The sequence below is a fragment of the Streptococcus danieliae genome, from assembly GCF_009767945.1.
Classification (GTDB): Bacteria; Bacillota; Bacilli; order Lactobacillales; family Streptococcaceae; genus Streptococcus; species Streptococcus danieliae.
Map to the genome: position 1 here is coordinate 1 of NZ_WSRS01000050.1, position 13785 is coordinate 13785.

The 13785-nt window shown below is 43.8% G+C and carries 11 protein-coding genes and 1 pseudogene; 1 reads left to right on the top strand and 11 read right to left on the bottom strand.

From position 1 onward, the window contains the following. Positions 1–61: 61 nt before the first annotated feature. The 9 genes and pseudogenes from E5983_RS06070 to E5983_RS06110 form a co-directional block, all read right to left on the bottom strand. Positions 62–799, bottom strand: coding sequence for a CPBP family intramembrane glutamic endopeptidase (locus E5983_RS06070; protein ID WP_160332993.1), 738 nt, complete (start codon positions 797–799; stop codon positions 62–64). A gap of 108 nt (positions 800–907) precedes the next feature. Further along, positions 908–3526 (bottom strand): alanine--tRNA ligase, encoded by a 2619-nt coding sequence (gene alaS / locus E5983_RS06075; RefSeq protein WP_160332994.1) that lies wholly within the window; start codon positions 3524–3526, stop codon positions 908–910. 273 nt (positions 3527–3799) lie between these two features. Next, on the bottom strand, positions 3800–4741 hold the full coding sequence (prsA, locus tag E5983_RS06080) for a peptidylprolyl isomerase PrsA (protein WP_160332995.1): 942 nt from the start codon (positions 4739–4741) through the stop codon (positions 3800–3802). Positions 4742–4807: 66 nt separating this feature from the next. Further along, positions 4808–5527 carry an O-methyltransferase gene (locus E5983_RS06085; protein WP_160332996.1) on the bottom strand — a complete coding sequence of 240 codons (720 nt, stop codon included), beginning with the start codon at positions 5525–5527 and terminating at the stop codon, positions 4808–4810. Continuing rightward, positions 5527–7329: an oligoendopeptidase F gene (gene pepF / locus E5983_RS06090; protein ID WP_160332997.1), complete on the bottom strand. Its 1803-nt coding sequence runs from the start codon at positions 7327–7329 to the stop codon at positions 5527–5529. The genes E5983_RS06085 and pepF overlap by 1 nt, the downstream gene beginning before the upstream one ends. A gap of 258 nt (positions 7330–7587) precedes the next feature. Next, a pseudogene (locus E5983_RS06095) lies at positions 7588–7776 on the bottom strand (RNA-guided endonuclease TnpB family protein); the annotation flags it as partial. Between the two features lie 102 nt (positions 7777–7878). Next, on the bottom strand, positions 7879–8856 hold the full coding sequence (locus E5983_RS06100; protein ID WP_160332998.1) for a competence protein CoiA: 978 nt from the start codon (positions 8854–8856) through the stop codon (positions 7879–7881). A 31-nt stretch (positions 8857–8887) separates the two neighbouring features. Next, the gene (locus E5983_RS06105; RefSeq protein ID WP_160333002.1) at positions 8888–10051 is read right to left on the bottom strand and encodes an MFS transporter; all 1164 of its coding nucleotides are present in this window, start codon (positions 10049–10051) and stop codon (positions 8888–8890) included. A gap of 112 nt (positions 10052–10163) precedes the next feature. Continuing rightward, positions 10164–11525, bottom strand: coding sequence for a DUF1958 domain-containing protein (locus E5983_RS06110; RefSeq protein WP_160332999.1), 1362 nt, complete (start codon positions 11523–11525; stop codon positions 10164–10166). Positions 11526–11859: 334 nt separating this feature from the next. Between E5983_RS06110 and E5983_RS10045 the strand changes: the two genes are divergently transcribed. Further along, entirely contained in the window at positions 11860–12492 is a 633-nt protein-coding gene (locus tag E5983_RS10045) for a TetR/AcrR family transcriptional regulator (RefSeq protein WP_160333000.1), read from the top strand. A gap of 141 nt (positions 12493–12633) precedes the next feature. On the opposite strand, the gene E5983_RS09730 is transcribed toward E5983_RS10045, so the two are convergent. Continuing rightward, entirely contained in the window at positions 12634–12804 is a 171-nt protein-coding gene (locus E5983_RS09730; RefSeq protein WP_202056517.1) for a hypothetical protein, read from the bottom strand. Between the two features lie 275 nt (positions 12805–13079). Beyond that, positions 13080–13739 carry an ATP-binding domain-containing protein gene (locus E5983_RS06120; protein ID WP_160333001.1) on the bottom strand — a complete coding sequence of 220 codons (660 nt, stop codon included), beginning with the start codon at positions 13737–13739 and terminating at the stop codon, positions 13080–13082. Between the last annotated feature and the right edge of the window lie 46 nt (positions 13740–13785).

The following is a 13785-nucleotide window of genomic DNA, read 5'->3' on the forward strand; positions in this document are numbered from 1 at the left end:
TTCGCATCCACTAAACCAATCTCCTCTACTCATGTTTTCTGAGACTAGTATAGCTAGATTTCTACTTTATCGGAAGATACCTTGTTATTGGGCGCTTACGAAGTAAGAGAATAATCGCAAAAGCAAAAGCATTATTCAGCATATGTAGCCAAATGGAATCCCAAATATTGTTCCGCCTCGCAAAGGCTCTGTAAAATATATAGCCCATGACAGAATAGGACAGAATGAAATTCAAGTCCAGACTGATAACATGGAGGTAGCCAAAGGTAACCGAGGTCAAGAAGGCAATCAAGCCGGTTGGCCACCCCCTAAACACAAACTTGGAACCCAAGCCACGAAAAACAAGTTCCTCAGCCAGCGGGGCTAAAATGACCATACCAATCATAAAAGCGGTTAAATAAGGGGTCCCTAATTCCTTCACGGATCCTAAGGCGTCTACAATGATTTGCTGATTGGTAGCTTGCTCTTCTAGACCTACTGAGCTTCGGAAAATACCAAAAAGGATATTAGCTCCCATTAAGGTTCCCCAGCCTAGGAATAGGTGCTTCCATTGACTGGCATCAAACTGGGCCGACTTCGAACCCGCATCCGGTTGGTTAAAGTACCATTTTAGCAGGGAATAAATAATTGCAAAACTAAAAGCTAAGTAGACAACAACCGCGAGCCACTGCTGGCCAACAGATAGGTCCTGTTCTAACAATCCCAAAGACAGTGGTAAGCCGTTCAAAAGGGAAGCCAATGCAATCATCAGGAACCAGACAAAGATTCGTCCCAGAACTTGTATACTTTTTAAAACCATTATGATACCTCCGCATTCAATCTTATCGTGGAGTAGGCAGCTGGTAAGAGAGGAGTGGGAGAAACAAATCCAATGAATCTGTTTGCTCCTACTCCTTCCCGGTTCTTCTTACAATAGACCAGCTACTGCTTGAAGAAGATTTGGAATAGCTGCTTGGTCACTACCTCCAGCCATGGCCATATCTGGCTTACCACCACCACGACCGGCTACAATCGGTGCCAATTCCTTGATGAGGTTACCTGCATGAACCTCTTTCGAACGACTAGCTACCAGGACATTGACCTTATCTCCAATCGCTGCTACTAGCACAAGGACATCAGAATAGTCCCCTTGTTTCCAAGTGTCCGCAAAGGTACGAAGGGCACCTGCATCAGCGACATCAACCTGTTTAGCAATGTAACGCAGACCCTTGGCTTCTGCCACATCTTGGAAAATTTGACCAGAAGCAGCTGCAGCTGCTTTTTCTTTCAACTCCCGATTTTCTTTTTGCAATTGGCGGGCTTGTTCTTGAAGGGCCTCCACTTTCGCTGGAACATCACCAACTTGTGGGGCTTTTACTTGCCGTGCCAATTCTTGCAGCAATTTAGCTTCTTCGCGATAAGAATTATAAGCCTCACGTCCAGTTACAGCCACAATCCGACGAGTACCAGAACCGATTCCTTCTTCTTTTAGAATGCGGAACAAGCCAATTTCGGAAGTGTTGCCAACATGGGTTCCTCCACAGAGCTCAACAGAGTAATCGCCAATCGAAACAACACGAACAGCTTTTCCGTATTTTTCGCCAAAGAGGGCCATAGCTCCCATATCCTTAGCTGTGTCGATATCTGTTTCAACCGTTTGAACGGCTAAGGCTTCGTTAATTTTGATATTGACATCTGCTTCAATTTGCGCCAATTCCTCTGGTTTAACGGCTTCAAAATGCGTAAAGTCAAAACGAAGGAAGTCTTGCTCATTCAAGGAACCTGCTTGGGTCGCATGTTTCCCAAGAACTTGGTGCAGGGCTGCATGCAACAAGTGTGTTGCTGTATGATTTTGCATCACACGACGGCGACGATCCTTGTCTAGAACCAGACGGTAGACATCCTCTTTAGCCAACGGCGCCAAGACCTTAACCTTATGCAGAGGCTGACCATTTGGAGCTTTCTGAACATCGACAACCTTGGCCACTACTTGCCCGTTGGCATCCAAAATCTGACCATGGTCAGCAACCTGACCTCCCATTTCCGCATAGAATGGTGTTTCCTCAAAGATCAGATAAGCTTCACCAGCTTCAACAGCGTCTACTTCAACATTTTCTTGTACCAAAGCCACAAGACGGCTATCCGCCTCTTGCGCCTCATACAAGAAACGACTTGGAACGGTCAAGGCCTGCAAGGTCTCATTTTGACCACCCATCGAAGTCCCTTTAACAACCGAAGCCCGCGCCCGCTCTTGTTGCGCCTTCATTTCTTGATCAAAGCCATCCTTATCAACCGTCCAGCCGCGTTCTTCAGCGATTTCTTCGGTTAATTCTACTGGGAAACCATAAGTGTCATAGAGTTTAAAGGCCGCTTGTCCAGAAATAACCGTTTGGCCTGCTTGCTCCATCTCAGCGACAATCTCATCTGCATAGGCTTGTCCCGCCGTCAAGGTCCGTGCAAAGGACTCCTCTTCATTTTTAACAATCTTCTGGATGAAATCGGCTTTTTCGCTCACCTCTGGGTAGTAAGACTCCATGATTTGTCCCACAGTTGGAACCAAACGGTACATGAATGGCTCATGGATGCCTAGTTTTTGACCATGACGAGCTGCACGACGAAGCAAACGACGCAAGACATAACCACGGCCTTCATTTCCTGGAAGAGCGCCATCCCCAATCGCAAAAGCCAAGGAGCGAATGTGGTCCGCAATCACCTTGAAACTCATGTTATCGCCATCTGGATCATAGGTCTTACCAGACAAAGCTTCAACCTCCTTGATAATCGGCATAAACAAATCCGTTTCAAAGTTGGTTTTAGCTCCCTGCATCACCGCTACCAAACGCTCCAAACCAGCCCCGGTATCAATATTTTTATGTGGCAATTCCTTGTACTCACTCCGTGGCACACTTGGATCTGCGTTAAATTGAGACAAAACAATATTCCAAATTTCGATATAGCGATCATTTTCAATATCTTCCGCCAACAAGCGCAGACCAATCTTTTCAGGGTCAAAGTCTTCCCCACGGTCAAAGAAAATTTCCGTATCCGGACCAGAAGGACCTGCTCCAATTTCCCAGAAGTTATCTTCAATTGGAACCAAATGACTTGGCTCAACCCCTAGTTCAATCCAACGATTATAAGAATCCTTATCCGCTGGATAATAGGTCATGTAGAGTTTTTCTTTAGGGAAAGCAAACCATTCAGGACTGGTCAAGAGTTCCCAAGCCCAGGTAATCGCCTCATCTCGGAAATAATCGCCAATCGAGAAATTCCCCAACATTTCAAACATGGTGTGGTGACGAGCTGTTTTACCAACATTTTCAATATCATTAGTCCGGATGGATTTTTGCGCATTGGTAATCCGAGGATTTTCTGGAATTACAGAACCATCAAAATATTTTTTCAAGGTCGCAACCCCTGAGTTAATCCATAGTAGGGTTGGGTCGTTTACCGGAACCAAATTCGCTGACGGTTCAATGGCATGGCCCTTGGAAGCCCAAAAGTCTAACCACATCTGGCGAATTTCAGCACTGGTCATATATTTCATTGTCATTCTCCTTTTATGTTAATTGCTATTTCACTTAGTAGGAAATAAGGAATCTGCAAAAAAAGACAAGTTCAATCGATGAAGGGCGTCTCAACGCGGTACCACCTTCCTTCGATGAACTTGTCATCCTTATTGCAACTATTCAAAAAATTTCTCAAGTAGCAAGATAAGACACAACTAGTAGCTTGCACCAACCGCTACCTCTCTGAAAAATTGTCTGTTTTATCCATTCTTGATACACTCTCATTATACTCCAAGTTGCCTATTTGTCAACTATTTTTCTTCAGAGCTAGAGTCTGCAACAGCTTCACCAGTCGCATTCATGTATTGAGAAAAGGCATTTTGGAAGGCTGGGTCTTTGACCTTAATATTCGCTTCTTCCATTTCCTTGGCCACAACACTTTGGATAAAGGCTGCATCGGTCCGTTTTTCAGCTAGGATAATGCTTTCAAGCTGTTTTTGATAGTCTTTCCAAGAGTCTTTTTTCTGAGTTTTGTTGGTTACCTTAATCACATAGTAGCTCGTAGATAGAGTTGAACTATCGGTCACCTTGATAACATCTGAAACTCCATTGTTGTCCAAGCCAAAGGCTGCCTTTTTAACATCTTCCGGAAGGGCGGTTGAAGCAGAATCAAATTTCATTTCGCCGCCTTTTTCCTTAGTTTCTTCGTCATTCGAATTGTCTTTTGCCAACTGGGCAAAATCATCCCCTTTCTTAGCTTTTTCAGCTACCTCTTTAGCCTTATTTTCATCGGTCGTCCGAATCACTTGTGCTGTTACTTCTGGTGTATAGTTTTCAAAAGCTGCTTGGTAGTTCTCATCCGTCAACTCTTTTTTGGCAGCTTCATTTACCGCATACTCAACCAATTTGTTGGTACGGATTTGTTCGCGATAAGTTTCCGTTGTCAATCCTTCTTGAGCCAAGACTTGTTGGAAACGATCACCGTAGGTCTGGGCGCTCTTATTATACTCTTCAGAAACTTCCTCGTCAGTGACCTTCTCTCCGTATTTAGCTTCGAAGACCTCATTAATGGTCATAGTGAGAAGAACTTGTTGAGCTTGGGTATTATTTTTAACCTTGTCATAGTATTCCGCAACCGTGATGGTATTCCCTCTCATGGTAATCACATCCGTGTTGTTATTGGTCTCACGCGCACAGGCTGCGAGGGCTAGCACAGACAAGAGCGTGATAGCACCAATTTTTACTTTTTTCATCCTTGTTTCACTCCTTTTTACAATAACTTTGCCATTATACCATATCTTGACTTAATTGCGGCTTAATCAGAGAGCTTCTTGGGAAATTTCCACCAAATCCGCCTCTTTTTTGACCATCAAAAGCCCATCGCCTAGGGGTAGATAAGAAACCATGAGGTCTGGATGCTGGCCCACCGCCTCAAATAACTTATGCAGACCACGGTAAATGGCCCGTTGGCCCCTACGAATGTCCTCCGGTAGCTTGGCAATATCTCCCCCTTGGAAAACATCATCAAAAATCAAAATACCACCCTGGGGTAATAGATCAAGAAGATCCTGTAAAAAAACCACATACTTGGATTTAGCAGAGTCGACAAAGATAAGGTCAAAAGACTGGCCCTTCAGATCCTGTAACAGTCCCTGGGCCTCTCCTTCCAAGAGGCGAATACGATTCCCCTCTTGGAAGCGAGCAAAGTTCTCTTGGGCTAGTTGAATCATCTCTAGATTGCGATCAATGGTCACCACTTCCGCTTCTGGAAGAGCTTCTGCCATCATGAGGGCTGAGAAGCCGATCGCAGTTCCGACCTCTAAAATCCGCTTGGGAGCCACAGCCTGTAAAAAGAAACGGAAGAAGGCCACGGTTTCCTTGGGAATAATCGGCACATTCTCAGCTGCCGCAAAGTCTTGCAGTTCCTGCAAAAAAGCCGGCAAAGCCTGATCTTGGTTCCGCATAAAGTCAACAATTCCTTGCTGGACCACAGGCCGACGCATGTTGGGATTGGAGTGTTCCGAGTAGGTTTTAACCATTACAAAACTCCTAGCTCTTGCGCCAAGCTTTCCAACTCATCCAAGCGACGCTCAAAGACCGCAAAAGCATCATTGAGGTAGGCCTCAGCCTCCATATCAACTCCCGCTTTGGCCATTACCGCTAGTGGATAATCAGAATTTCCAGCCTTCAAGTAATTGAGGTAGGCTTCGCGATCCTCATCTGTTCCATAAACAATCTTATCCGCCAAGGCTGATGCTGCCGCAAAACCAGTCGCATATTGGAAGACATAGTAATTATAGTAGAAATGCGGAATCCGCGCCCATTCGTATTGAATTTGTGGATTCTCTTCGGCAGCCAAGCCATAGTACTTGGCATTCAAATCCGCGTAGGCCTGGTTGAGGAAATCACTGGTCAAGACCTGCCCCTCCTGATCTGCCTGGTGGATCAGTTGTTCAAATTCCGCAAACTGCGTTTGCCGGAAGACGGTACCACGGAAGCCATCCAAGTAGTGGTTCAGAATAGCAAAACGGCTTTCCTTATCCTCCACGGAAGCGAGTAATTTCTCTGTCAAAATATTTTCATTAGTCGTTGAGGCAATCTCAGCCAAGAAAATCGAATAGTCCCCATACACAAACGGCTGACTTTCACGGCTGTAGCTGGAATGCATGGAATGCCCTGTTTCGTGGATCAAGGTATAGAGATTGTCTAGATTGTCCTGCCAGTTCAACAGCATGTAAGCCTTGGTGTCATAAGATCCACCGGAATAGGCACCGGAGCGTTTGCCCTTGTTTTCATAAACATCAATCCAACGATTGCTAAAGGCATCTTCAACCTTAGCTAGGTAATCGTCTCCGAGAACCGCAAGCACCTCTTTACATTTTTCCAAAGATTCTTCGTAAGAAATGGAAAGATTCTTACGGCTCAAAGGCGTATAGACATCATACATGCGGATATCTTCCAGTCCCAAAATCCGTGATTTGAGTTTCACATAACGGTGGAGCAGGGGCAGGTGACGATTGACCGCTGTTACCAAGGTATCGTAAACCGACTCTGGAACAAAGTTAGCTGCTAGGGCTGCCTGACGCGCAGATTGGTACTTGCGCATCTGAGCCTGGTAGTTATGCACCTTAACCGTTGTCTGAAGCGTTTTCGCGTAGGTATGCTGATACTGTTGGTAAACACTGTAGAGGGCTTCAAAAGCATCCTTACGCACACGGCGGTCGTCAGACTCCATAAAGTGAATATAGTTCCCGTGAGTCAACTGCACAGCCTGTCCATCGGCATCCTCAATCATCGGCAGAACAATGTCCGCATTGTCCAGAATTTCAAACATTTCAGAGGCAGAACCAAAAATTTCCGCAGCTCCAGCCAACAAGGCTTCTTCTTTGGGACTCAAGACATGCTCTTTTTGGACCAGCAAGCGCTCAAAGTAATGACGGTAAAGTTCCAAAGCTGGCTGCTCTTCCATAAAGGCTACCAACTGCTCTTCCGTCACCTCCATAAACTCAGGTTCATAGAAGGCAAAGGTCTGGCCAAAACGCGCCGCAAGACCATTGATTTGCGAATAGAGTTCCTGATAGGCTGCCACACGCGTGTCCTCATCCTGCTTCATGGACGCATACACGAATAATTTTTCCAGTCTCCGCATCAGCCCCAGTTGCAGTTCAGTAATGTCCAATAGACGTTGGGCTGACTCCAAAAGCTGGCCCTCTAAGTCAGCAGCCTTGGCCACATCCGCCTCCAAGGAAGCAAACTCCTCGCGCCAAGCCTGATCATCCGCAAAAATACTGGTCAAATCCCAGGTATATTTTTCTTGTATTTCATGACGTTCTTTGCTCATAAGATTCCTGCTATATAAAATATAACCAAACGTAGTCATTTATAAGGGGACCTCTAAAAGCCCCAGTTTTTCTTCAAATTGAATCACTCAAACCTTGATAAATCAACATTTAGATTTTCAGAAATTTAGTTTTTAGAGGTCCCCATAAATTTAACCACATTTGAGAAAGAATATATAGACTTCCTTTCTTCATTTTATTTACTACCGTCACCATTAGTATTTCCATATCCTACAAGAGGATAATGACAGTGACTAACTCTGAGCCGACAGTTGATACTGCCAATCTTCCTTATTGGCGACTAGCTCATTACGAACCTTACGTTCGTTAGGGAGGAGTTTTTGATTTTCCAAAATCAAGGAAGCATCATACAGATCATTCCACAAAGCCAATCCTTGATTCCAACAAGACCTGCGATAATCGCACAAGTCATCCAGAACCTTCTTCAAGGCCTGGTTGGAATAAAGTCATACCTTTTGAGTTCGGATAACCATCGAAGCCCCCTTTCAAAGATGTTATGACACAAAATATAGTCTTTTATTATATTTTCTTTAACTATTAATCTCCTCCATAGTCCCTATTTTATCACATTCTCTCTTGTAATAAAAAGGAGAATAAAGAACCTGTCTGTAAACAGAACTTGATTGCGCATAAAAGGCTAGAAACTGTTGCTCATAGTCCCTCTCTAAGTCTGACTGCAAGCGGAATCCCTCTACCGGTTTGACGGGCACAAGCTGCGGATACCAGTCCGCTAAACTGCGGGTCAACAAATTCTGGCCCGCTTGATAAGCCAGTAGTTGCTGCTCCACCCAATAGGAATTTCGGTACTGCAATTGCTTAGCCAGATAGCGGGGGAAGTGCCAATCTAACCGCCCCTCAAAGGATCTAAGTTGCCGTTGCTGGTAGGGCCACCGTAAGACCTCTCGTAAAGGTTTTTGAAAAAAGGGGAAAACTGCAACCAGTCCCTGGCAACGACCGTGTAAGTCCTGATGCAGGAGATAGTGTAAGACTAACTCCTGCTTCTCCCCATCCAGGTTCCAGAAAAAGTAGCCACAGCTGGGACTAAACTGTAAGCAGAGCCTTTGTAACTCTGTCAGCCGCCCCTTAAAAAAATGCTTCGAACCCAGGAGCCAGACTACTGGTAGATCCAAGTCTTGGTAAACCTGACTCCGCCGCCCATAGTCTTGAGGGCTCAGAGGACTGCATTGAATCTCCAGGGCTAAATTCTGCGACAACAATAGGTCTGAAACCACAGCCCCTTCGGCCTGACCCACCTCAAGGGCAGTCGCTTCATGGATTTGACCCCAATCAAACAGAGCGGCCTTGAGGTTAAGGTGCTCGGCTCCCTCATTCAAGGTAGCCCATTCACAGGCCTGGCCCACTTTGTGGGCAAAATGAGGCCGGATCTGTCGCCCTGACTTCAAAACTAACTCCTGTTTACAGCCTGGACAAAAAAAGACCCCTCCTTGTGGGAGAGGACCTGTTAGTAGATGATGCAACTGCCCCTTGGCATCGATGGCTTGAAACATCCTTTTTCTCCCTTCACTTCCTTATTCGGATTTAGGAGAACAATTTTTCACCTTTTGATTCATCAACACGCAAAAAGGGAACCATGAGGAAGACCAGCAACAGGAGACCAACCATAACCCAGGACATGAGTTCATAGCCTGAGCTATCGATCAGCCAACCAGCCCAGGTTTGAACCACAATCGACAGCAGGCTTTTGGCTGTCTGGATTAAGGCCATCCCGGTCATCACAAAACGCGGACCAACCAAGGTGTTGACCAGTTTCAAGGTCAACATAATTAGGGTCATATTGGCTGCATGTTTGGCAAGGAGGGTTCCAAAAATCTTAAAGCCCAGCGGACTGGCCAAGCCAAAGAAAACAAATTGGAGGGTCATGAAAAAGAGCGGGAACAAGATTAAGACCTTGCTGGGATAGCGATCCATAAAGAGGTAGGAATAAAAAATCAAGGGAGCCTCACAGATCACCGCTAGTGAAACAATAGTTGAGGCTTGACTAACCGTCAGACCACTGGCCTCCAGCATGGCCGGAATATAGGTATGTCCCACATTGGCAACTCCGGAAAAGAGGGCAATAATAGCCAGGGCTAAGAGATAAGGCTTGTTCTTGAGCACATCATTCAAAAAAGACTCTTCCTGCTTTTGCTTGACTGGGATATCTTCCTTCTCAATCGGCAGCCCCAGAACTCCTAAAATGGACAAGAACAAGGTTCCCAAGAAAGCTACATAAATCGCTTGCGGATGAATTAACTGGTAGAGCACCCCAGCCAGCTGGGTTCCAGTCGCATAACCAATCGTCCCCCAGACACGAATCGAACCATACTTATAGGGTGATTTGGCAGCTAAGAGATCCATGACCGGATTGATCCCATTGATCATCATAATGGCCAAGCTATAACCCAAGACCAAGCCCCATAGTTGATTGGACAGGAGGAAGATTACACCACCAGCCAAGGCCAAGCCCAGACCAACAACGGTCACAGGCTTGATCCCCAAACGGTCATTTAAGTAGCCCATCACCGGCTGAGATAAGACAGAGGTGAAAAAGGACACCGAGACCACCAGCGACACCTGACTGGCCGAATAGCCCAAGTCCAACATATAGATAGACAAGATGGCTGAGAATAAGGCCCAGGACAGGTAGAAAAAAGTATACATTAGAAAATAACGAAAATAAAGTGAGGCAGAACGCTGCACCAGGATCTCCTTTCTAGGATAAACAAAAATGAGGGGAGGGGGAACGAAAGGACATCTCCATCCTTTAGGATCCCACTCCCATCTAGTGAAAATTTACAAGCAATATTCTATCAGGCTATTTTTTACCTTTAGCAGACTTCTTCTTGGTTTTACCTGTTCCCGTTTTACTGAAGAGGAGGCGGACCAAGAGGATAATCAGGGCTAGTAACAACAAGATAGGAAACAACAATAACCATTGATAGTTGGCAAAAAGACCGGCTAACCAGCTCTTCTTGCCGACCTGACCTTTAGCCACATCCTCTGCTTTTTGAGCAGGCGCAAAGAGGGACTTATCTTCTGTTACCTTGTAAGTCACATCTAACTGTTGGTTAATTGGTTTGAGGCCATTTTCAACAACCAGTTTTCCATCTGTAACAGACAGTTTTGCATTCGTTCCTTTCTTAAGGGTTGCATAGACATCTTGGTCAACCTTATATTTTTGACCATCGACTTCGACAAGCCCTTTTTCCAAGACTTTTTTATATTCATAGTCCTTGAAGGCTTTTTCTAAGAGGGCGTTTCCAAATGGGTGACGATAGCATTCACCATTTTGGTCAGCCCAGTCACCAACTCCCATAATCAATTCGACAAAGCGCTGACCATCACGCTCACCAGTCGCAATATAGTTAAAGGCACCAGCTGGACTGGAACCGGTTTTCAGACCGTCTACCCCCTTCATTCCATAAAGAGCTCCCTCAACTGAGTAGTTATAGGTTTCAAAAGTCTCTTCATAAGGTGTTCCTGCTTTCACCGTCACCACTGGATCTTTTGTATAATTTAAAATATCGGGATACTTGTTGACAAAGTTTACGCCCAGAATGGCCATATCACGCGCTGTTGTCTGGTTCTCCTTGGTGATGTCATAACGTTGTGGGGTATAGTAACCACTGAAAGCCTTAGCCGCTGCACCGCTGGCATTGTACCATTTGGTATTAGTCATGCCCATTTGTTGAGAGACTGCATTCATCTTATCCAAAAAGACATCAGCATCGCCATTAGATAGATAATCAGCCAGCATGACAGTTGTTACATTGGATGACGGAATCGCCGTCATGGTAATCAATTCATCAATGGTGTAGTCGACACCGGCAACAATTTTGTTATTGGAAATAGCATAGATTCCTGAAATGGTCTGCTCACGGGGAGTTGCCGTAATGACATCATCCTTGGAAATTTCTCCCTTCTCCAAAGCCTCAAAGACCAAGTAGAGGGTCATCAATTTACTCATACTGGCTGGATCACGTGGCAAATCGGCATTATCTTCCCAAACCACATCCCCAGTCTTGGCATCTACAATAATCGAGGACTTGGGACGGTTTATCTCCAATACCTCTGGATACATTTCCCGAGTGAGGTCCATCAACTCATCTGCTGATGCTACTACCGGTGCCATTGTCAAGGCAGCAGCCAGTAACAGAACTCCTAGCTTTTTCATCATCTATCTCCTTCTTTTCAATCGTTTCTATTTTATCATACTTTCTACCAGCTTCCTAGGTCGAGATTTTTGAAAAAAACTCACCTCTATCTTTATACTCATTGAATTTCAAAATTCAATCCTGTCAAATCTCCTTGATAAACCGTAGTTCTACCCTCGTCATCTTTTTATCTTCTGCGAGTATCCTGATTTTGATTGGAGTCTGAGTCTGGGACAAAAGTCTCTGTCCCACTCCCCCCTACTTTTATTTAGAATAAATCCAAAAAGAAATCAAAAAAGATTCCATCTTTTATCAAGTATGATACACTAAAATAAATAAATCTAAAAGGATAACAACATGCCTCAGAAACGTGCCCGTTCTCAAGAAGCGATTGAACAGCGCTACCAAGATATCCTCAATGCCGCACGCAAATTATTTCTAGTACAATCCTATGACCAGATTTCCTTAGTCAGCCTCGCCAAGCAACTAGACATCTCCAGACCTTCCTTCTATACCTACTTTCCATCTAAGGATGCTCTTCTTCTCCATTTACTGAAGGAGGAAGGCTTAGGGTTCGCAATCGATATCCAGAATCATTTTAGAGACCCTTTATCATTGGAAGATTTTTGCATGGACCTCATCCAACTGGTTCTAAACAGACCCCTCTTTATGAAACTCCTGTCCGTCCCTTTCACCAATCTTCATTGCAGCCAAACAGCTGAGGATCTACTGCAATTTCGAGCAGAGGTCAGACCTTTTTTCAAAACCCTGTTCCAAATCTTCAAACAACAATTTCCAGAAACCTCCGACTCCGAAATTTGGAGCGCCATTCGCAAGTATTACCTACTGATTTCAACCATCGCCAACTACGACTTCTTCGCCCAAATCCAGGTTGAGGAAAAACTAGACTTCTTTGGTAGCGACTCCCCTTCCAGCCCTGCCCAATTTTATTCGGATATGCTCTACAAACTCTATCAGAATTATAGGTGAGGGATGCCGAGACTAGAATGGCTAAAGCAAAACCACACTGTAAAACCCAAGCTTGAAAGCAATCAAGACGGGATTCTTACAGTGTGGTTTTTGAGTTTTTCAACTAGTCATATTCACTGAACTTTTTGGCTCAGTCTCTTTCTATTCCAACCCTACTAGTTCACGCTGCTTACGATTGGCTTCGTCCGCAACAAATTTAAAAACAATCTTGTTTTCCTTGATAGTGCCTTCTTTGCCTAGACGACTAAAACTGCCACCGTACTTTTGTAAAATAGCTTCAGCCTCCAGCTGGCGTTGTGTTTTTTCAGTCATTGAGCTTTTCCTCCAATTGTTTCCTAGTATACTCTGTTGGTAAAATCAAGTCAATATTGTCGACATTGAAATGAATAAGGAATGCTAAAGTTGTAATCCTTTTCAACAATCTTCTTAAAGTCAAGCAGATGAGTAAATCTGTCTGGATTCTCTCGAATCGTATATATAGAGATTAAGGGGACCTCTAAAAACCCCAGTTTTTCTTCAAATTGAATCACTCAAACCTTGATAAATCAACATTTAGATTTTCAGAAATTTAGTTTTTAGAGGTGCCCTTAAGAATTTCCGTAATAACAGTAAAAATTATTTGGCTCTCTATGATTCTGTGCTATCACAGAATCAACCTGACTCTTATAATAGTTATTATCTATCAGAATAACCTTCTCTTTTGCTCTGGTAATTAATACATAGTGATTATTATTTGTATCTCTGTTAGTTAAGTTGTAGTCTTTTCCAAAACCGATCACTTGATCAAACTCCAAACCTTTGGCCGCAAATATTGTCATTATTTTATATTTATTATTAGATGGTATAAAAGCTACACTAAACCTCTGGTTTGATAATGTTTCTTTTAATTGACTAATATCACTTTCTGAAAAAATAACTTCTAAATAGTTTGAAAATGATTGAATTATTTCTGAAAACTTCAGGTCATCAAAAATTTCTCCTTCTTTAGCAGGGAAGATGCTTTTCATTTGGTCCAGTACATTCTGAAATTTTTCAATTTCACTTCTCTTCAGCTCTAAATGATACTCTTCAACCAAATCAAAAATAGTAAAATTATCATCATAAAAATACCTTGCCAATACTCTCAAATACTGTGTGTTTTGACTTTGATTGAGAGTGTACAATATCTTGTGTAAACGCAAAAAAAGAATAAATCCTGTTATAGTAGAGTTAGACAAAAAAATACTACTAGAAAGATTTATTCCCATGACCCAGTTTATCACAGATTTAACCACATTTCTAGCTAATCATTCA

Bases quoted from the DNA above. Each gene is read 5' to 3' on its own strand.
- E5983_RS06070 (WP_160332993.1), bottom strand. From the start codon at position 799: ATGGTTTTAAAAAGTATACAAGTTCTGGGACGAATCTTTGTCTGGTTC.
- alaS (WP_160332994.1), bottom strand. From the start codon at position 3,526: ATGAAATATATGACCAGTGCTGAAATTCGCCAGATGTGGTTAGACTTT.
- prsA (WP_160332995.1), bottom strand. From the start codon at position 4,741: ATGAAAAAAGTAAAAATTGGTGCTATCACGCTCTTGTCTGTGCTAGCC.
- E5983_RS06085 (WP_160332996.1), bottom strand. From the start codon at position 5,527: ATGGTTAAAACCTACTCGGAACACTCCAATCCCAACATGCGTCGGCCT.
- pepF (WP_160332997.1), bottom strand. From the start codon at position 7,329: ATGAGCAAAGAACGTCATGAAATACAAGAAAAATATACCTGGGATTTG.
- E5983_RS06100 (WP_160332998.1), bottom strand. From the start codon at position 8,856: ATGTTTCAAGCCATCGATGCCAAGGGGCAGTTGCATCATCTACTAACA.
- E5983_RS06110 (WP_160332999.1), bottom strand. From the start codon at position 11,525: ATGATGAAAAAGCTAGGAGTTCTGTTACTGGCTGCTGCCTTGACAATG.
- E5983_RS10045 (WP_160333000.1), top strand. From the start codon at position 11,860: ATGCCTCAGAAACGTGCCCGTTCTCAAGAAGCGATTGAACAGCGCTAC.
- E5983_RS09730 (WP_202056517.1), bottom strand. From the start codon at position 12,804: ATGACTGAAAAAACACAACGCCAGCTGGAGGCTGAAGCTATTTTACAA.
- E5983_RS06120 (WP_160333001.1), bottom strand. From the start codon at position 13,739: ATGGGAATAAATCTTTCTAGTAGTATTTTTTTGTCTAACTCTACTATA.